General features: G+C 62.3%; 17 protein-coding genes. 10 read left to right on the plus strand and 7 right to left on the minus strand.

The window, feature by feature from the left end; translation table 11 throughout:
- Window positions 1–23: 23 nt before the first annotated feature.
- Window positions 24–974: a 2-hydroxyacid dehydrogenase gene (locus K5Q02_RS03685; RefSeq protein WP_225836486.1), complete on the minus strand. Its 951-nt coding sequence runs from the start codon at window positions 972–974 to the stop codon at window positions 24–26.
- 354 nt (window positions 975–1,328) lie between these two features.
- Between K5Q02_RS03685 and K5Q02_RS03690 the strand changes: the two genes are divergently transcribed.
- On the plus strand, window positions 1,329–2,627 hold the full coding sequence (locus K5Q02_RS03690; protein WP_225836488.1) for an Nramp family divalent metal transporter: 1,299 nt from the start codon (window positions 1,329–1,331) through the stop codon (window positions 2,625–2,627).
- A 131-nt stretch (window positions 2,628–2,758) separates the two neighbouring features.
- Here the strand turns inward: K5Q02_RS03690 and K5Q02_RS03695 are convergent, their stop codons facing one another.
- On the minus strand, window positions 2,759–3,370 hold the full coding sequence (locus K5Q02_RS03695; RefSeq protein WP_225836490.1) for an NAD(P)-dependent oxidoreductase: 612 nt from the start codon (window positions 3,368–3,370) through the stop codon (window positions 2,759–2,761).
- Window positions 3,371–3,587: 217 nt separating this feature from the next.
- On the opposite strand from K5Q02_RS03695, the gene K5Q02_RS03700 reads away from it, so the two are divergent.
- Entirely contained in the window at window positions 3,588–4,490 is a 903-nt protein-coding gene (locus K5Q02_RS03700; RefSeq protein WP_225836492.1) for a LysR family transcriptional regulator, read from the plus strand.
- A gap of 5 nt (window positions 4,491–4,495) precedes the next feature.
- On the opposite strand, the gene pbpG is transcribed toward K5Q02_RS03700, so the two are convergent.
- The 3 genes from pbpG to K5Q02_RS03715 all read right to left on the minus strand — a co-directional run bounded on the left by pbpG (window position 4,496) and on the right by K5Q02_RS03715 (window position 7,476).
- Complete coding sequence (gene pbpG / locus K5Q02_RS03705; protein ID WP_225836494.1) at window positions 4,496–5,401, minus strand: D-alanyl-D-alanine endopeptidase; 906 nt, start codon at window positions 5,399–5,401, stop codon at window positions 4,496–4,498.
- Window positions 5,402–5,575: 174 nt separating this feature from the next.
- The gene (locus K5Q02_RS03710) at window positions 5,576–6,439 is read right to left on the minus strand and encodes a carboxylate/amino acid/amine transporter (RefSeq protein ID WP_225836496.1); all 864 of its coding nucleotides are present in this window, start codon (window positions 6,437–6,439) and stop codon (window positions 5,576–5,578) included.
- Window positions 6,440–6,522: 83 nt separating this feature from the next.
- The gene (locus K5Q02_RS03715; RefSeq protein ID WP_225836498.1) at window positions 6,523–7,476 is read right to left on the minus strand and encodes a choline sulfate utilization transcriptional regulator; all 954 of its coding nucleotides are present in this window, start codon (window positions 7,474–7,476) and stop codon (window positions 6,523–6,525) included.
- A gap of 112 nt (window positions 7,477–7,588) precedes the next feature.
- Here K5Q02_RS03715 and betC point away from each other — a divergent pair, with 112 nt between their 5' ends.
- The 3 genes from betC (at window position 7,589) to K5Q02_RS03730 (ending at window position 12,080) form a co-directional block, all read left to right on the plus strand.
- Window positions 7,589–9,097 (plus strand): choline-sulfatase, encoded by a 1,509-nt coding sequence (betC, locus tag K5Q02_RS03720; protein ID WP_225836500.1) that lies wholly within the window; start codon window positions 7,589–7,591, stop codon window positions 9,095–9,097.
- Between the two features lie 100 nt (window positions 9,098–9,197).
- The gene (gene choX / locus K5Q02_RS03725) at window positions 9,198–10,127 is read left to right on the plus strand and encodes a choline ABC transporter substrate-binding protein (protein WP_442963958.1); all 930 of its coding nucleotides are present in this window, start codon (window positions 9,198–9,200) and stop codon (window positions 10,125–10,127) included.
- Window positions 10,128–10,514: 387 nt separating this feature from the next.
- On the plus strand, window positions 10,515–12,080 hold the full coding sequence (locus K5Q02_RS03730; protein WP_225836502.1) for a SulP family inorganic anion transporter: 1,566 nt from the start codon (window positions 10,515–10,517) through the stop codon (window positions 12,078–12,080).
- A 238-nt stretch (window positions 12,081–12,318) separates the two neighbouring features.
- Here the strand turns inward: K5Q02_RS03730 and K5Q02_RS03735 are convergent, their stop codons facing one another.
- Entirely contained in the window at window positions 12,319–13,569 is a 1,251-nt protein-coding gene (locus K5Q02_RS03735) for an MFS transporter (RefSeq protein ID WP_225836503.1), read from the minus strand.
- A gap of 213 nt (window positions 13,570–13,782) precedes the next feature.
- Here K5Q02_RS03735 and K5Q02_RS03740 point away from each other — a divergent pair, with 213 nt between their 5' ends.
- Window positions 13,783–14,685, plus strand: coding sequence for an alpha/beta hydrolase (locus K5Q02_RS03740; protein ID WP_225836504.1), 903 nt, complete (start codon window positions 13,783–13,785; stop codon window positions 14,683–14,685).
- Between the two features lie 89 nt (window positions 14,686–14,774).
- On the opposite strand, the gene bamE is transcribed toward K5Q02_RS03740, so the two are convergent.
- Window positions 14,775–15,149, minus strand: a complete 375-nt coding sequence (bamE, locus tag K5Q02_RS03745; RefSeq protein WP_225836505.1) for an outer membrane protein assembly factor BamE domain-containing protein — start codon at window positions 15,147–15,149, stop codon at window positions 14,775–14,777.
- A 128-nt stretch (window positions 15,150–15,277) separates the two neighbouring features.
- Between bamE and K5Q02_RS03750 the strand changes: the two genes are divergently transcribed.
- The 4 genes from K5Q02_RS03750 to phnE all read left to right on the plus strand — a co-directional run bounded on the left by K5Q02_RS03750 (window position 15,278) and on the right by phnE (window position 18,232).
- Window positions 15,278–15,502: a hypothetical protein gene (locus K5Q02_RS03750; protein ID WP_225836506.1), complete on the plus strand. Its 225-nt coding sequence runs from the start codon at window positions 15,278–15,280 to the stop codon at window positions 15,500–15,502.
- A gap of 62 nt (window positions 15,503–15,564) precedes the next feature.
- Window positions 15,565–16,524: a phosphate/phosphite/phosphonate ABC transporter substrate-binding protein gene (gene phnD / locus K5Q02_RS03755; RefSeq protein ID WP_225836512.1), complete on the plus strand. Its 960-nt coding sequence runs from the start codon at window positions 15,565–15,567 to the stop codon at window positions 16,522–16,524.
- A 32-nt stretch (window positions 16,525–16,556) separates the two neighbouring features.
- Window positions 16,557–17,402 (plus strand): phosphonate ABC transporter ATP-binding protein, encoded by an 846-nt coding sequence (gene phnC / locus K5Q02_RS03760; protein WP_225836514.1) that lies wholly within the window; start codon window positions 16,557–16,559, stop codon window positions 17,400–17,402.
- A complete protein-coding gene (gene phnE, locus K5Q02_RS03765; protein WP_225836515.1) occupies window positions 17,402–18,232 on the plus strand; it encodes a phosphonate ABC transporter, permease protein PhnE in 831 nt (276 codons plus the stop codon). The genes phnC and phnE overlap by 1 nt, the downstream gene beginning before the upstream one ends.
- The last annotated feature ends 6 nt before the right edge of the window (window positions 18,233–18,238 follow it).

Raw genomic sequence — 18,238 nt, forward strand, 5'->3', positions numbered from 1 at the left:
TGGTCACTCCACCCTGATAGGGATCAAACCGCGGTAACCGCCTTGCCGTGCTTGAACACGCCTTCAAGGTTGGCGAAGAACAGGTCGGCCATGGCTTGGCGAGTCTCGTGGGTACCGCTGCCGATGTGCGGGGTGAGCACCACGTTGTCCAGCGCCAGCAGCTCTGCAGGTACCTTGGGTTCTTCGGCGAACACGTCGAGAGCGGCACCGGCGATGGTGCCGTTCTGCAGCGCTTCGACCAGGGCCTGCTCGTCTACCACGGTGCCACGGGCGATATTCACCAGATAGCCTTGCGGGCCAAGCGCGCGTAATTGCTCGGCACCGATCAGCTTGTCGGTGGAGCTGCCGCCAGGCACGACCAGCACGGCGTAGTCGGCCGCTTCGAGCAGGCCTTCCAGGGTTTCGTGATACGCATAGTCGACGTCATCGCGGCGACGGCGGTTGTGATAGGCCACTGTCATGCCGAACGCTTCAACCCGCTTGGCGATGGCTCGGCCGATATTGCCCATGCCGACGATGCCGCACACCTTGCCGCCAATGCTGCCGGAGAGCGGAAAGCGCCCCTTCTCCCACTCGCCGTTGCGCACGAAGCGATCCGCCTCGCTGATTCGGCGGCCCAGCGCGAGCAGAATCGACACCGCGGTATCGGCCACGCAATTGTCCAGCACGCCAGGCGTGTTGGTAACCGTTACCCCTTTTTTCTTCGCCGTTTCAACGGCGATCGAATCATATCCGACACCGAAACTGATGATGGCCTTGAGGTTGGGCAGCGTCTCGATCAGCTCGGCCTTGGCGCCGAATACGCCGCTTGTGGCGATACCGTCGATACGGCTGCCATTGTCACGAACCCAGGCATCGGCATCCGCCAATTCCCAGTAGCGGTGGATCTCGTACTGTTCGGCGATCCTCTCCACCAGACTCGGTAACAACGGCCCGATCATCAGTAGTTGCGGACGCGCATTTGAAGCAGTCATCGGTCTCTCCTCTGAACGTGTAGAGCGCCGTTATCGGCCTCTGGAGCGTATACGCGCAGCCTGGCGAAGCGAAATTTCTCGAACGGCGTCAGGCAGGCGAAAGGCTTGATTTCATCAAGTTGTATTACGACTCAAGCGATATGGCAACGCCAGAAGACCGTCCATCGCCACAAAACATTCAGTAACATCTATCAATTTTCATCATAACTTATTGATTTTTAATATAGAAAAAATAGATAGCGCTACCAATAGGATGATACTAAAAATTTCGGTCACTCTTGAACTCGGTGTAGTTGTGTGATGTCGTAATACCCAGCTGGTGTCATTCCAACAAAAATAATCGGAGGCCCACGCATGGCCCGCACTGAAGTCCTCGACAAGACTGCTGAAAGCAGTTCTGGCTCTACCCTCGGCAAACTGCTCAAAATGCTCGGCCCCGGCATCATCGCCGTACTTTCCTGGCTAGGTGCCGGCGACCTGATCACCTCTTCGGTGGCAGGTGCCAACTATGGCTACGCCATGATGTGGGTACTGGCCGTCTCCCTCCTCCTACGCTTCCTCATCGTCAACATCATGGCGCGCTTCCAGCTGTGCAATAACCAGGGGATGAGCATCCTTGGGGGTTATGCGCAACTGCACCCCGGCTTCGCCTGGTTCATGTTCGGTTACGCCCTGCTGATGGGCCACCTGACCAACGCCTACATGCTCAAGGGCGCCGGTGAAGCACTGGCCACCCTGATCGGCTGGAATGCACCACTGCTGTGCTCGGTTGCCGTCGCTATCGCGGTCTGGCTGCTGGTCGGGCGCAGTATCTACTCGCTGATCGAAGGGGTGATGAAGGGCCTGCTGTGCCTGATGACCCTGGCATTCATTGCCCTGGCACTGATGGCCGGCCCGGATTGGGGCGGCATCGCTGCCGGCACCATCGGCTTCAGCATTCCGCCGGATGAGGGCGTACACGGCGCGCTGATCGTCGCCGTATCGGTGATCGGCGCGGTAGCCGGCTCCATCGCCAACTTCGTACTGCCCTACGTGATGAAAGAGAAAGGCTGGACGGGCCCGGAACACAAGCGTATCCAGCGCAATGATCTGCTGTTCGCCGTGTTCGTCGGCATCATCATCAACCTGGCGATCTGGGTAGTGGGTGCGGAAATCCTGCGTCCGAACGGCCTGCAGGTCGAGACTCTGGGTGATCTGGGCACGGCCTTGCAGATGTTCTTCGGCCCAACCGGCTGGTATCTGTTCTTCGTCGGCGCATTCGCCACACTGTTCGCCAGCGTAGCCGGCAAGACCACTGCGTTCCCAATGCTGATCACCGATGCCCTGCACCACATCGTGCCCAAGCGTCGCGAGAAATATGGCAGCACGTTCCACAAAGACCCGCTGCACAAGTGGTTCCTGCTGTTCATATTGATCACCCCGCTGGTCTGGTCGCTGCCGGGCATGCCGGACTTCGTGACCCTGACCATTGCGGTCAACGCCTTGAACATCGTCGGTCTGCCAGTAATCTCCCTGGGCCTGCTGATCATGTCCAACCAGAAGAAGCTGCTCGGCAAGTACTGCAACAACTGGTTCGAGAACATCGCGCTCGGCGCTGCCACCATCCTGGCAGTCTGGGTTGCCATCCAGCTGGGTATGCAACTGCTGGCCTGATACAGGACTCCCTAGCAACTTGCCTTGAATGAAGCCAAGGCCCTGCAACGCGGCCAAGTCACCTCCACTATTGCCGAATGTGGACGTGCTTGAGCCGCGTTTTTTTATTCAGTCTGCAGCCAGGACAAGCCTCAGTAGCCGACGGTGAAGCGCTGACGCGAGTGCTTGGGCTGCTCCAGCTCATCGACCAGGGCGATGGCGAAGTCTTCCATGGAGATCGAGCTGTTGCCTTGTGCATCGACCAGCAGGCTGTCCTTGCCGACACGGAATTTGCCGGTGCGCTGACCTGGCTCGAATAGCGCCGATGGCGACAGGAAGGCCCAGTCCAGCTCTTTCTCGCCACGCAGCACGTTGAGGAAGTCACGGCCAGCACCTGCCTCTTCCTTATAAGCCGCAGGGAATTCAGGCGTATCGATCAATGCGACACCCGGTGCAATCTCAAGGCTCCCGGCACCGCCAACGACGAGCAGACGCGGAACGCCAGCGGCCTCCACCGCTTCGATCAGGCTGGCGGCATCGCTGCCCACGAATCGGGTAGAGCTGATGACCGCATCGTGGCCCTTGAGCAACGGCACCAGACGCGCGACATCGGCCACATCGGCGCTGGCCAGGGTCAGGCCTTCCTGCGCGGGCACTGCACTGACGTCACGGGCGATCCCGGTGACCTGATGACCACGTTGCAACAGTTCATGACGCAGACGCGAACCTGCACGCCCACTGACACCAAGTACGACGACTTTCATGGAATTCTCCGATTTGACGGGTGATGAGCGATCGGCAGCCGGCTCGCTGCTGGCAGCGGCGAAAGCGGCAAACGCCAGCAGTGATAAAACGCCGAGTAATTGGGCTGAGCGATTCATGGTTAAGCGCCGCCGATGAGTGAGCACTGAGCTTACTCGCTGCAAAAGCCATAAAAAGCCGCATAATCGACCCAACTCAGTTGCATGAATCGAGCGAATCATGGACAGACTCACGGCAACCCGCGTTTTCGTCGAAGTGGTGGATCGCGGCAGCCAGACCGCCGCCGCGGAACATCTGGATCTGTCCCGGGCCATGGTGTCGCGCTACCTGGCGGCCCTCGAAGGCTGGGTCGGCGCACGCCTGCTGCACCGCACCACGCGCAAGCTGAGCCTGACGCAGGTGGGTAACGAGCTATTGCCGCACTGCCGGGAGATGCTGCACACCGCAGAGATGATGCGCACCACCGGCATCAAGGCCACTGACGGGCCCAGTGGCAACCTGCGCATCGCCAGCAGCCAGTCCTTCGCGCAGCTGTGGCTGAGCCCGATGCTGGTCGACTACCTGGCGCGCTACCCTAATACCTCGATCGATCTGCTGGTCAACAGCCAGGCAGTGAATCTGGTGGAGGAGCGCATCGACCTGGCGCTGCGCATCACCAATCAGCTGGAGCCCAACCAGGTGGCGCGCCACCTGGGCACCTGCCATTCGGTGGTGTGCGCGTCACCAGGCTACCTGGCGCGCGCCGGGGTGCCGCAGCAACCGCAGGATCTGGCCCAACACAATTGCCTGACCTACAGCTACTTCGGGCGCAGCGTCTGGCGTTTCGAACAGGCCGATAGCGAGGAGGAAGTGGCGGTGGACGGCAACCTCAGCAGCAACGACACCGCAGTGCTGCTGGAAGCTGCCCTCAACGATGGGGGCATCTGCATGCAGCCGCTGTATGCGACCGCAGCCATGCTGGAAGACGGTCGCCTGGTGCGCCTGCTGCCGGACTGGCAACCGCAGTCACTGGGTATCCACGCCATCTATGCATCACGCCGGCAGATGCTGCCGGCGCTGCGTACCCTGCTGGATTTCATCGCCCAGCGTCTGGCCAGCGACCCGCTCTGGCAGAAGCGCTAGGCGACTTACTGCGCAGCCTGCAACTGGCGCTGCGAGGCGCGTTGCTGTTTATAGGCCAGAGCAGCAGGTGCCACGGGCGTGACCTTGCCGGTTTCCACCCACTTGCGCAGGCGGTTGGCGTCGGCCATGTGGGTGTACTTGCCAAAGGCGTCGAGTACCACGAACGCCACGGGCTTGCCGCCCATGGTGGTGCGCATCACCAGGCAATGACCGGCGCTGTTGGTGAAACCGGTCTTGGTCAGTTGCACATCCCAGCCGGCCTTGCGCGTCAGTGCGTTGGTATTGCGGAAACCCAGGGTGTAATTGGGTTTACGGAAAGCCACGGTCTTTTCGCCGGTCGAGCTGAGCTCGCCGATCAGTGGGTACTTACGCGTCGCCTTGAGCAACTTCACCAGGTCGTTGGCGCTGGAAACGTTGTGCTCGGACAGACCAGTCGGCTCGACGTAACGAGTCTGGGTCATGCCCAGGGCGCGGGCCTTGGCATTCATGGCAGCGACGAAAGCGGTGACGCCGCCCGGATAGTGATGGGCCAGGCTAGAGGCGGCGCGGTTCTCGGACGACATGAGGGTCAGCAGGAGCATTTCACGGCGGCTGATTTCGCTGCCGATGCGCACGCGGGAATACACACCACGCATGTCATGCACGTCGCGGATGATCACCGGCAGCTGCTCGTTGAGCGGCAGTTTGGCATCGAGAGTGACCATGGCGGTCATCAGCTTGGTGACCGAGGCGATTGGCACCACCATGTCGGGGTTGCTGGAATACAGCACCTTGTCGGTGGTGAGGTCGACCAGCAGAGCGCTGCCGGAAGCGAGTTCCTGCTTGGCGGGGGCGGCAGCGTCGGCGGCCAGCGGGGAAACGATGAACAGACAGGCCAGGGCGAGGCTGGCAAAAGGACGACGAATATTCACGATGGCATTCACTGGGCAAGAGATGGCTGAAGAGGCGATCCGTGCCGGTGGAAAGAACGTCATCCATGACCCTATAAGAGGTAAATAGGGTTTGAAAAACAGCTGATTGCGTATGCAATTGAAGGTGCGATGTTAGCACCCGTCAAGCAGGGTTCCCATTCTCCGATAAATGGATCAGGCAGCGATAGTGCGCCTGCGCCCCAAACGATTCAGCCACAGCGAAGCGAGAATGATCGCGCCGCCCAGCGCCAGGCGCGGAATATCCGCATCGCGGTTCCAGATCAGCAGGTTCACCACCAGACCAGCTGGCACATGCAGCTCGTTCATCACCGCCAGGGTGCCGGCATCCACCCTGATGCTGCCCTTGACCCACCAGAACAGCCCCAGGGCCGTGGCGAACAGCCCCATCCACAGCAGGATGCCCCACTGCAGCGCGGTTTGCGGCAGCTTGTCCGGGTTGCCGAAGAGCAGGAACGACGGCAGCACCAGCACCATCGCGCCCAGGAAGAAATGGCCGAAGAAGCGATGCAGCGGCTGCTCGGTGGGGTAGCGCATCAGCAACTGGCGGCACAGCACCTGGCCGGCCGCGAATGTGACGTTGGCCAGCTGCAGCAGCAGGAAACCGATCAGGTATTCGCCTTCCAGACGCTCGAAGCGGATCACCACCCCGCCGCCTACCGCCACCAGTGCAGCGACCAGCGCCCAGGGATTGAAGCGCCGTGCCAAGGCGTCATCGAGCAATGTCACGTAGATCGGCGTGAGCACGGTGAACAGCAGCACTTCGGGTACCGTCAGCACCTGGAAACTGCGGTACAGACACAGGTAGGTCACCCCGAACTGCAACGCCCCGGCCAGCCAGAAACCCGCCAGCAAGCGCCGCGGCAAGCCGCGCCAGAGAGTGAACGGCAGGAACACCAGCGCCGCCACGGCCACCCGCGCTAGCACGGCAAAATCGCTGTCCACCCGGCCCGCCAGGTATTCGCCGATCAGGCTGAAGGAAAATGCCCAGAGGACGGTGACGGCGAGCAGGTAAGGCATGGCGCGGGCTCTTGGAAAATCAGGCGCGGATCATACCCTGCCAGAGGGCGCGCGTCAGAGCACTCGAAGCCTGCGCACATCGCTCAGATGGCGATTCCCCGGGGATCGATAGGGCCCTGCGGCGGTGTCAGCGTCTCGCGCAGCATTTCGTCACGCAGCCAGTCGACGAAATTGTGCACCAGGCGCACCCGCCGTTTGCGCTCGGGCAGCACCACGTAATAGCCGAACTCCGAGGTTACCGTGCGCCCGTCGATGCGGCTTAGCAGCCCCTGGGCCAACAGCTCGTCGACCAGATGCCGCCAGCCGATGGCGACGCCCTGGCCGGCGATGGCCGCCTGGATCAGCAGCGTGTAGTTGTCGAAGCGCAGGCTACCTGGGCTGGGCGTTTCGGCGATACCCAGGGCGCGGAACAGGCCATTCCAGTCGAACCAGCGCGAGCGGCTCTCCGGGCGCAGGTGCAGCAGCGGCAGGCGCGCCAGCAGCTGATTGGCCGAGGCGCTCTGGCCATTGAGCAAATGCGGGCTGCACACTGGAAACACCTCCTCCTTGAACAGCAGGTGTACCTGGCCGTTCTTCAAGCGTCCGTCACCGAAGGAGATGGCGACATCGATCTCCGCAGGCAGGCTGGTCATATCGCGCTCGCTGGTGACCAGGCTGACATCGACCTCCGGATACAACTGATGAAAACGATGCAGCCGCGGCATCAGCCAATAAGCAGCGAAGGCGAAGTCGGTGGCCACCTGCAGCACCTCGTGCTGCTGTCGCCCGACCACTGCTTCCAGGCCAGCCTCCAGGGCCGCCAACCCCTCCTGCACCGGGCCCAGCAGGGTTTCGCCCGCTTCGGTCAGCACGATTCCGCGGTACACGCGGTCGAACAGGCGGGTCGCCAACTGTTCCTCAAGGCGCTTGATCTGCTGGCTGATGGCCGGCTGGCTGCTACCGAGCTCGGCTGCCGCGGCAGTGAAGCTCAGGTGGCGCGCTGCGGACTCGAATACCCGCAGTACGTCCAGAGAAACTCCGTCGAGCGCCTTAAGCATAAGCTGTGCTTATCCTAGTCATGTACTTGATCCGGGTTTACCCATGCCTGGCGAGGCTGGATGATCGAAATAGCACTCTCGCATAAAACAACTATATGGAACACCAACCGCCATGAAACGCCCGAATATCCTGTTCATCATGGCCGACCAGATGGCCGCGCCACTGTTGCCACTGCACGATCCGGCCTCGCCGATCAAGGTGCCCAACCTGCAGCGCCTGGCCGCCGAGGGCGTGTTGTTCGATTCCGCCTACTGCAACAGCCCGCTGTGCGCGCCGTCGCGCTTCACTCTGGTCAGCGGCCAGTTGCCCAGCCAGATCGGCGCTTACGACAACGCCGCCGACTTCCCCGCCGACGTGCCTACCTACGCCCACTACCTGCGCCGCCTCGGTTACCGCACGGCGCTGTCCGGCAAGATGCACTTCTGTGGCCCCGATCAATTGCACGGCTACGAAGAGCGCCTGACCAGCGACATCTATCCCGCCGACTACGGCTGGGCCGTGAACTGGGATGAGCCCGAGGTACGCGCCAGCTGGTACCACAACATGTCTTCGGTGCTGCAGGCCGGTCCCTGCGTGCGTACCAACCAGCTCGACTTCGACGAAGAGGTGGTGTTCAAGGCTCAGCAGTACCTCTACGACCATGTGCGGGTGACGCCGGATCAGCCGTTCTGCCTGACCGTGTCGATGACCCATCCACACGACCCGTACACCATCCCCGAGGAATACTGGGATCGCTACAGCGATGACGACATTCCCCTGCCCCGCCAGGTGATCGACCAGGCCGAGCAGGATCCTCATTCCCAGCGTCTGCTCAAGGTCATCGACCTGTGGGACAAGCCGCTGCCCGAGCACAAGATCCGCGATGCGCGGCGTGCCTACTTCGGCGCCTGCAGCTACATCGACGACAACATCGGCAAGCTGCTCAAGACCCTCAAGGACTGCAAGCTGGCCGACGACACCATCATCGTGTTCTCCGGCGATCACGGCGACATGCTTGGCGAACGCGGCCTCTGGTACAAGATGCACTGGTTCGAAATGGCCGCCCGGGTACCGCTGCTGGTGCACGCACCGGCGCGTTTCGCCGCGCACCGGGTCAGCCAGTCGGTGTCCACCGTCGACCTGCTGCCGACCCTGGTGGAGCTGGCTGGCGGCCAGGTCGAGCCAGGCCTGGCGCTCGACGGCCGCTCACTGCTGCCGCACCTGCAAGGCATTGGTGGCCACGATGAAGTGCTCGGCGAATACATGGCCGAAGGCACCACCAGCCCGCTAATGATGATTCGCCGCGGCGAGTGGAAATTCATCTACTCCGAAGAGGATCCGTTGCTACTGTTCAACGTGGCGAACGATCCCCAGGAGCGCGAGAACCTGGCCCAGTCGTGGGATCATCGCCAGCAGGTCGAGGCCTTCCTCGAGGAGGCGCGCGGCCGTTGGAACATTCCCGCCATCCACCAGGCGACCCTGGCCAGTCAGCGCCGCCGCCGTCTGGTCGCCGAAGCGCTGACCAAAGGCGCGCTGAAAAGCTGGGACCACCAGCCCATCGTCGACGCCAGCGAACAATACATGCGCAACCATATCGACCTCGACGATCTGGAGCGCCGCGCTCGTTTCCCCCAACCGTGATGCAGCGCGCCGGGTGACCCAGCGGAAAACCGCGGGAACCCGGCACGCTGGCCTGCGTCGCATAGCCTGCCACTCTAAAAACCAACATAAGGAAATAGGCATGAAGACATTCAAGACGGCTGTCGCCGGCAGCCTGTTCATGGCCGCCGCCCTCGCCTCCCAAGCCCACGCCGAAGACGCTAGCTGTGCCACGGTGAAGCTCGGCGATCCGGGCTGGAGCGACATCGCCGTGACCAACGGTATCGCCAGCCTGGTACTCGAGGGGCTGGGCTACAAAGTGCAGACCCAGACCCTCGGCGTGCCGATCATCTTCGCCGGCCTGCAGAAGAGCCAGGTCGACGTGTTCCTCGGCAACTGGATGCCCGCTCAGCAGGCCAACTACGACAAGTTCGTCGCCAACGGCAAGGTCGACAAGGTCGCCGAAAACCTCAGCGGCACCGAGTACACCCTGGCTGTGCCGACCTACGCCTACGACGCCGGGGTGAAGACCTTCGCCGACCTGGAAAAACACGCCGACAAGTTTGGCCGCAAGATCTACGGCATCGCGTCCGGCGCGCCGGCCAACGAGTCGATCAAGGAAATCATCGCCGCCAACGAATTCGGCCTGAAGGACTGGACGCTGGTCGAGTCCAGCGAGCAGGCCATGCTGGTGCAGGTCGGCCGTGCGGTGCGCCGCGATGAGTTCGTCGCCTTCCTCGGCTGGACACCACACCCGATGAACGTGCAGTACGACATGAAGTACCTCAAGGGCGGCGAGAAGTACTTTGGCGAGAGCGGCAGCGTCAACACCCTGGCCCGCAAGGGCTATGCGACGCAGTGCCCGAACGTGGGCAAACTGCTGAGCAACCTGACATTCACCCAGGAGATGGAGAACGCCATCATGGACAAGGTGTTGAGCAAACAGGCCAGTAACGACCAGGCGGTGAAGGACTGGCTCAAGGCCAACCCCGACGTGATCGACGGCTGGCTGCAGGGCGTCACCACTCGCGATGGCGGCGATGCGATTGCGGCGGTGAAGGCCAAGCTGTAGGGCAGGTAAAAGCGAAAGCGGTCATCTGCTGCGGGGTTCGATTTGATCGTTCCTCACGCTCCGCGTGGGAATGCCTGCAGGGACGCTCTGCGTCCGATGTCGAGGCCTGGCGGGCGCAGAGCGCCCTGGATGGGGCTCCCACGCTGGAGCGTGGGAGCCATCATCAATCTGGTGGGAGGGGCCGGGCGGCGATCCGCTTTAGCCGCGAGCTCTTTACGCCTAGCTAGGCAATATCGAGGCTAAAGCCTCTCCCACAAAAGCTCTGCTCACCGGCCGCTTCTGCCTTTCCAAGGCCATACACGCGATGCACTCGAACAGTGCGGGAAATCATGACTAAAGCCTCTGTTACTCTGCTTGCCACCTGATCAACCGCCACTGAGCGAACGCATGCGCTTACCCAGCCGTTACAGCCTGTTCCCCTTTCTGCTCTGGTGGCCGAGTGTCACTCGGCGCACCCTGGGTACGGATCTGCTGGTCGGGCTGAGCGGGGCCATTCTGGCTTTGCCGCAATCAATCGCCTACGCGCTGATCGCCGGGTTGCCCGCCGAGTACGGGCTGTATGCGGCCATCGTGCCGGTGATCATCGCCTGCCTGTGGGGCTCGTCGTGGCACCTGATCGGCGGGCCGACGGCGGCCATCTCCATCGTCCTGTTCACCAGCGTCAGCCCGATGGCCCGGCCCGGTAGCGAGGAGTTCGTCGCGCTGGTGCTGGTGCTGACCTTTCTCGCCGGACTTTTCCAGTGGCTGCTGGGGCTGCTGCGCTTCGGCAACCTGGTCAACTTCGTCTCGCCCTCGGTGGTGCTTGGCTTCACTTTGGGCGCCGCCGTGGTGATCGCCCTCGGTCAGTTGCCCAACCTGCTGGGCCTGCAGGTCGACAGCCAGCGTACTGCCGTGGCAACCCTGCTCAACCTCTTCCAGCATCTCGGCCAGGCCGACTGGCACGCCGTGCTGGTGGCCGTTTTCACCTTGGTGGTGAGCCTGCTGTGCCGGCGCCTGTGGCCACGCTTGCCAGCGCTGCTGATCGGCGTAGTCGCGGGTAGCCTGCTGGTCGCCGCCCTGCCGGGGTTCTTCGCCAGCATCACCCTGGTCAACGCCTTCGAAGGCAAACTGCCGCCGCTCACCAGCCTGCACGTCGAGGTCAACAGCCTGCTGCAACTACTGCCTGCTGCCATCGCCTGCGGCATGCTCGGTCTGGTCACCAGCCTGTCCATCGCCCGCTCCCTGGCAAGCAAATCCCAGCAGGTGCTGGATGCCAATCAGGAGGTGCGCGCCCAGGGTCTGTCCAACCTCATCGGCCCCTGGTTCTCCGGCTCGATGTCGGCCGGCTCCTTCACCCGCTCGGCGCTGAACCTGCAAGGCGGCGCCACTTCACCACTGGCCGGGGTGTTCTCCGCCGTGCTGGTGGCGGCGTTCGCGCTGTTCTGCGCCGCGCTGATCGCCCACATTGCCTTGCCCAGCATGGCCGCGGCGATCCTGCTGATCTGCTGGGGGCTGGTGGATGTCGCCGGCGTACGCGCGTTGCTGCGGGTCAGCCGCGCGGAGTTCGTGGTGATGCTGCTGACCCTGCTGGCCACCCTGGTGCTGGAGCTGCAAACGGCGATCTACGCGGGCGTGCTGGCCTCGCTGTTCTTCTACCTCAAGCGCACCTCGCAACCGCGCTTCAAATACACCCGCGACGGTGACGACGAACTGCTGCGCCTGGAAGGCTCGATCTTCTTCGGCGCTTGCCACTACGTACAGCAGGTGCTGCAACTCAGCCGTGGCGAACGGGTGGTCGTCGATGCCCGGCACATCAACTTCATCGATTACGCCGGCGTGGAAATGCTCCATCTGGAAGCCCGCCGCCTGCACACCCAGAACCGCCAACTGGTTCTGCGCCACGCCCGCCCCCACGTGATCGAAGAAATCCAGAAACTCGAAGGCCCCACCTGCCCCGTGCAGTTCGAGGATTGAGCCTCACACGCCAATATCACTGCCCCGTAGTCTGGCGTTGAGCGCAGCGATAACCAGGAAGCGATATTGATCTAACCCCGTTTTCGCCTAGCACCGAAGATCCTGTAGGAGCCGGCTTGCCGGCGATCAATCTCCAGCCGCTCGCCGGCAAGCCGGCTCCTACGGGGCATATCGAGATGATCTCAGCCCCTCTAGGTTATCGTCGCGCTCACCACCGGGCTACGGAAGGCAAGCGCTGCTAACGCCAGCCGTAGCAGCGAAAATAACGCCATACCAATACCAGCGCCGCCAGCCCCAGAGCCCCGGCGCAGATGAACAGACCGTCATAGCCGAGCGCCTTGGCCAGCACGCCACTGGTTGCGCCGACGAAGCCGCCGAGCAGAATCTGCGTGGAAGCCTGCAGGGTGAAATCCGCCCCCTCGTGGCCGGCGCGGCACTGGCGCATCATCGCGGCAAACAGGGCCACCGTGGACAAACCATCGGCCGCCTGCTCGAACAGCGTCAACGCGTACACCAGGGTTGCATCACCGCCACGGCTCACCAGCAGCGCCAACGTGGCAAGGCTCAGCGCCTGCAGCGCGCCGAAGATCAGCAAGGCGCGCAGCACGCCCAGACGCGCATACAGCAGCCCACCCAGCAGCGCGCCGCCGATGCCGACCAGGCTGCTGATCAGTGTCAATTGCCCCAGCTCGGCGTTGCTCCAGCCCTGGTCCACCAGCATCGGTTTGATCATCGGCGAACCCAGGGCGTCACCGAGCTTGAAGGTCAGCACCACCGCCAGCCACAACCCCATGCCCGGCAGCGCCAGCAGCCCACGATAATGGCGCAGCAGCAGGCCTGGCCCAACAGGTTCGACGGAGGCCGCCCGCGGCGGCAAGTGACGCGATTCGGCGAAACGCCAGATCGGCACCAACGTCAGCGCCAGCAGGCCCGCCAGCCAGAGCAGCGAGAGGTTCCAGCCGACCCGGTCGATGACCAGCAACAGGCCGCTACCACTGATGATCATCCCCACTTTGTAGCCACCAACCTGCAGGCTGTTGCCCAACCCGCGCCAGCGCTCCGGCAGCAGGCGCACGGTCAGGCCGTCGGTGGCGATGTCCTGGGTCGCCGCTGCCAGGTTGACCAGCACCAGCAGACCGAGCAGCAGCGGCAGATGGGCGCCGAACAAGGCATCGGGTGAAAGCAACGCCAGCGCCAGCAGAATCAGCAGCACGCCGCTCTGCAGCGGCAGAATCCAGCCACGGTGATGGCCCAGGCGGCGCGACGAAAGCCGATCCACCCAGGGCGCCCACAACACCTTGAGCAGCCAGGGCAACGCCAGCAGCTTGAGCAGGCCGATCAGCGCCAGATCCACACCATGCTGACGCAGCAGTACCGGCAGCGCATGGGCGATCAGCCCGGACGGTAAACCCTGGGCGCAATACAACGACGCCAGCAGCACCAACGTGGCACCCGCCGGGCGGCGCAGATCGGGAGATGTGGGCGACATGGACGAATCCGCAGCAGGTGAGCGGCGCAGCATAGCGCAGGCTTGAAAGCGGCAGCAGCCATGTCATGATCCGGTAACAACTCGATACCCGAAAAGCGCGCGCCAGACGAACATCGCCGCTGCGCTCCTGTCTACTCGCCTATCACCCTTTAACGCCACGCTGCCGCCCCTGTGCAGGGCGCGGCGTCATGTTTTCGAGCAACGCGGAGATCCATGGCCACATCACTTATCCACACCCTGCGCCGCCGCTGGTTCAGCCTCGGCTTGCTGCTGTGCCTGGCCATCGGCCTGCCGGTCGGCTGCGCCAAACTGGAACAGAAGGAACGCGAGCTGGTATTCCGCATCGAGCCCGGCACCGCCAGTTGGTTCAGCGGTCTGCCCGCCGGCGTCGAGGAAATGACCCTCAGCGCGCCGCAGTTCGGAGACAAGCAGAACATTCACGCCTGGTGGTGGCCCGCGCAGAAGGCGGACGCCCCCACGCTGCTGTACCTGCACGGCTCGCGCTGGAACCTGACCGGCCAGATGTTCCGCATCGAGCAGCTGCATGCCATGGGTTTCTCGGTACTGGCCATCGACTACCGAGGGTTCGGCGAGAGCCTCGGCGAACTGCCCTCCGAACGCACCATCTACGAAGACGCCGAGATCGCCTGGCAGCGCCTCACCGAACTGCAGCCCGACCCTGCCAAGCGCTTCGTCTACGGCCACTCGTTGGGCGGCGCAGTAGCGGTCAACCTCACCGAATCCCTGGGCCGTGATCGCCATACGCCGCCACTGGCCGGGCTGATCATCGAATCGACCTTCACCAACCTGGCCGACGCCGCCACCGAGGTAGCCGCCGAGTACACATCACTGCCGGTGCACTGGTTGCTGTCGCAGAAGTTCGACTCACTGAGCAAGATCGGCGCCGTCAAGGTTCCGGTGCTGATCGCCCACGGCACCAATGACCGCTATATCCCACAGCGGTTCAGCGAAAGCCTCTATCAGGCCGCCAACGAACCCAAACGCCTGCTGCTGATCGACGGTGGCAACCACAACAACAGCCTACGCACCGGCAGCGGCGAGTACCGGGAAGCGATTCGTACCCTGTTCGCGCCGAAGGCCGTGAGCAAGGGGTAGCCCGTTTCTGAGCTGATGATTTTGCGCCACATGCAAAAACGCCCGACATTCAGAATGTCGGGCGTTTTGGTTTCAGCAACAGATGTCGCTTACATACCGGCCGCTTTCAACAGCGGGTTACCGTTCGAGCCGGCACCACCATTGGTTTTGTAAGCGTCCAGCAGCTTGCCAGCCTTGCTCCACTCGAACACGGTCGACTCGTTCTTGTTCGGTGCGCCTGGCAGTGCGCTGATCAGGGTGTAATCGTACTTCCAGACTTCCTTGCCGCTCAGCTCGGACTTGGTGTTCGGATAACCGATCTGCTTGAGCACCTGATCCTGAGTGGCGCTGGAGGATTTCAGTTGTTGAACCGTCTCAGGCGTGATGTAGGTGCCTGTTTCGTAATCCAGTGGTGTACGACCACCACAACCGGCCAGCATTGTCAGGGCAAGGGCCGCAGCGGCAATGAGCGTTGTCTTTCTCATGATGGATATCCTTAAATCGATCAGTCCATGCCGCGTTGCGGCTTGATGTGTATACAGAGTGCTGAGTAGCCCCAGAACCTTGGAACGGTCACTCATCACGGGATGATAATCATAGCCCGACTTCTATGATGTGCCTTGGATCGCAACCGCCACACTTCACACCCCGACTGGCCGCCGAATACACCTCGCTACCGGTGCACTGGCTGCTGTCGCAGAAATTCGGTTCGCTGAGCGAGGTCATCACCGTCGAGGTGCCGCTGCTGATCGCCCATAACAGCAACGCCGTTACATCCCGCAACGCTTCAACGAAAGCGTTTAGCAAGCTGCAGCAAGGCTCTGCTGCGCCGAAGTAAAACCGTCACAAAGTCGCATTATGGTGGCCGGAGTCGTTTTCCAGCCTGTAAGGATACAAACCATGCTGCGCTCCGTTACCTGTTCCCGCCTGCTCTACGCGCTGCTGTTGCCGGTGCTGGGCGCTGCTCACGCTGCCGATCTGTCCTCCCGTTACACCGATAGCAACGGCGATATGGTCGCCGATGTGCCGACGGATGAAGGCAAGTGGATCGATCCGGCCACACTGATCTTCGCTTACACACCTGTGGAAGACCCAGCCGTGTATGCCAAGGTGTGGGACGAGTTTCTGCAACACATGGAAAAGGTGACAGGCAAGAAGGTTAAGTTCTTCCCGGTTCAATCCAACGCCGCCCAGCTCGAGGCCATGCGCGCAGGCCGGTTGCACATTGCCGGTTTCAATACTGGTTCGGTTCCGTTGGCAGTCAACTGCGCCGGTTTCGTCCCCTTCACCATGATGGCGGACAAGCAGGGCAATTACGGCTACCAGATGGAAATCATCACCCACAACGGTAGTGGTATCGATGACGTGGCAGGCTTGCGTGGCCACACCCTGGCGTTCACGTCTCCCACCTCGAACTCCGGCTTCAAGGCGCCTTCGGCCCTGCTCAAGTCCGAGTTCAACCTCGAAGCGGACAAGGACTTCAAGACGGCCTTCTCCGGCAAACACGACAACTCGATCATGGGTGTGGTGAACCGCGATTACGACGCCGCCGCCATCGCCAACTCGGTGCTCGCACAGATGCAGGCCCGTGGCATGGTCAAGCCTGATCAGTACAAGGTGCTGTATACCTCGCAAACCTTCCCCACTACCGGCTATGGCTACGTCTACAACCTCAAGCCAGAACTGGCCGCGAAGATTCAGGAAGGTTTCAAGACGTTTGAATGGGAAGGCTCGGCCCTGCAGGCAGAATTCAAGAGCTCCGATGGCGAGCAGTTCATCCCGATTACCTTTAAGCAGCACTGGGAAGTGGTGCGCAAGATCGACCAAGCCATGGACGTGAGCTACCAGTGTGACAAGTGATCAGCACTGGCGAAAAAAAGGAAATGCCAGGCATGCCCCTTCTCGAGATCAACGGCTTGGGCAAACGCTACACCAGTGGCGACCAGGCACTCGCGGATGTGCGCCTGGTGCTGCCCAAGGGCCAGGTCATGGCACTGATCGGCCCATCCGGCGCGGGCAAGAGTACGCTGATTCGCTGCATCAACCGCCTGGTGGAGCCGACCGAGGGCGAAGTGCTGCTCAACGGCTTGTCGTTGACCAAGCTGCGCGCCGGTGCACTGCGCAAGGCGCGGCGGCGGATGGGCATGATCTTTCAGGATCATGCCCTGGTCGACCGGCTGACCGTGATGGAGAACGTCCTGTCGGGAAGGCTGGGCTATGTGGGGTTTTGGCGCAGCGTCTGGCGTCGATACCCCCAGGCCGATGTACAGGAAGCCTTCCGCTTGCTCGACCGGGTCGGCCTGGCCCAGGCAATCGACAAACGTGCCGATGCATTGTCCGGTGGCCAGCGACAACGGGTCGGCATCGCTCGCGCCTTGTTGCAGAACCCCGACTTGATGCTGATCGACGAGCCCACTGCCAGCCTCGACCCGAAGACCTCACGGCAGATCATGCGACTGATCCGCGAGCTCTGCGACGAGCGCGGCCTTACGGCGATCATCAATATCCATGACGTCGATCTGGCGCGTCGCTTCTCGGACAGAATCGTCGGGCTGCATGCCGGGCGCATCGTCTTCGACGGCTCGCCTGACGCACTCGATGCGCCCACCCTGACCCGCATCTACGGAGAGGAAGACTGGGAGTCCAGTACGGAAGAAGTGGCTCAAGACGAAGACCGGCTACCCGAGCCGCCCACGGCACGGGTAACGCGCTCGAACTGGGCAGAGATCGCCAGCTGATGGCCAGTGAAGTACCTGCAAGCGACCGCCTGGCCCGAGCCCGTGCCGGGTATTGGCAGCCGCCCTCGCTGCTGCCAGGCCGGGGTCAGCGCTACCTGGTCGTCGCTGGCCTGCTGCTTTATCTACTGCTCGCCGGGGCCAGCATCAACCTGGACTGGAATCGCATTGCCGAAGGTTGGTCACGCGGGGCGGCCTTTGTGTCCGGGTTCGCTAACCCGGACTTCACCAGTCGTGGCGGCGATATTCTTGAAGGTCTGCTGGAAAGCCTGGCCATGACACTGGTGGCCACGGTGCTGGGTATCGCCCTGTCGATTCCCGTCGGCCTCGGTGCCGCCCGCAACCTGTCGCCGCTGCCGGTCTACCTGTTCTGCAGGGGGCTGATCATGATTTCGCGCACCTTTCAGGAAGTGATCATCGCCATCCTGTTTGTCGTGATGTTCGGCTTCGGCCCGCTGGCCGGCGTCGCCACGCTCGCCTTCGCCACCATTGGCTTCATCGCCAAACTACTGGCTGAAGCGATCGAAGACATCAATGCGCGCCCCTTAGAGGCCATTCGTGCAACGGGCGGCAGCTGGTTGCAGGTCATGAATCATGCCGTGCAGCCACAGATCATGCCTCGCCTGATCGGCCTCTCGCTGTACCGCCTCGATATCAACTTTCGCGAGTCGGCCATCATCGGCATCGTTGGCGCGGGCGGTATCGGCGCGACGCTCGGCACAGCCATGGATCGCTACGAATACAACACGGCCGCGGCCGTGCTGCTGATCATCATCGCCATCGTGCTGGCCTCCGAGTATTTCTCCGGGCACGTACGTCGCTGGCTCCAGTAAGGCTTT

This window comes from Pseudomonas sp. MM211 (genome assembly GCF_020386635.1).
Lineage (GTDB): Bacteria > Pseudomonadota > Gammaproteobacteria > Pseudomonadales > Pseudomonadaceae > Aquipseudomonas.

Bases quoted from the DNA above. Each gene is read 5' to 3' on its own strand.
- K5Q02_RS03715 (WP_225836498.1), bottom strand. From the start codon at position 7,476: ATGCTTAAGGCGCTCGACGGAGTTTCTCTGGACGTACTGCGGGTATTC.
- phnC (WP_225836514.1), top strand. From the start codon at position 16,557: ATGCCCCTTCTCGAGATCAACGGCTTGGGCAAACGCTACACCAGTGGC.
- K5Q02_RS03735 (WP_225836503.1), bottom strand. From the start codon at position 13,569: ATGTCGCCCACATCTCCCGATCTGCGCCGCCCGGCGGGTGCCACGTTG.
- K5Q02_RS03710 (WP_225836496.1), bottom strand. From the start codon at position 6,439: ATGCCTTACCTGCTCGCCGTCACCGTCCTCTGGGCATTTTCCTTCAGC.
- K5Q02_RS03750 (WP_225836506.1), top strand. From the start codon at position 15,278: ATGTGCCTTGGATCGCAACCGCCACACTTCACACCCCGACTGGCCGCC.
- K5Q02_RS03740 (WP_225836504.1), top strand. From the start codon at position 13,783: ATGGCCACATCACTTATCCACACCCTGCGCCGCCGCTGGTTCAGCCTC.
- K5Q02_RS03700 (WP_225836492.1), top strand. From the start codon at position 3,588: ATGGACAGACTCACGGCAACCCGCGTTTTCGTCGAAGTGGTGGATCGC.
- phnE (WP_225836515.1), top strand. From the start codon at position 17,402: ATGGCCAGTGAAGTACCTGCAAGCGACCGCCTGGCCCGAGCCCGTGCC.
- betC (WP_225836500.1), top strand. From the start codon at position 7,589: ATGAAACGCCCGAATATCCTGTTCATCATGGCCGACCAGATGGCCGCG.
- K5Q02_RS03730 (WP_225836502.1), top strand. From the start codon at position 10,515: ATGCGCTTACCCAGCCGTTACAGCCTGTTCCCCTTTCTGCTCTGGTGG.
- K5Q02_RS03690 (WP_225836488.1), top strand. From the start codon at position 1,329: ATGGCCCGCACTGAAGTCCTCGACAAGACTGCTGAAAGCAGTTCTGGC.
- choX (WP_442963958.1), top strand. From the start codon at position 9,198: ATGAAGACATTCAAGACGGCTGTCGCCGGCAGCCTGTTCATGGCCGCC.
- K5Q02_RS03685 (WP_225836486.1), bottom strand. From the start codon at position 974: ATGACTGCTTCAAATGCGCGTCCGCAACTACTGATGATCGGGCCGTTG.
- bamE (WP_225836505.1), bottom strand. From the start codon at position 15,149: ATGAGAAAGACAACGCTCATTGCCGCTGCGGCCCTTGCCCTGACAATG.
- phnD (WP_225836512.1), top strand. From the start codon at position 15,565: ATGCTGCGCTCCGTTACCTGTTCCCGCCTGCTCTACGCGCTGCTGTTG.
- K5Q02_RS03695 (WP_225836490.1), bottom strand. From the start codon at position 3,370: ATGAAAGTCGTCGTACTTGGTGTCAGTGGGCGTGCAGGTTCGCGTCTG.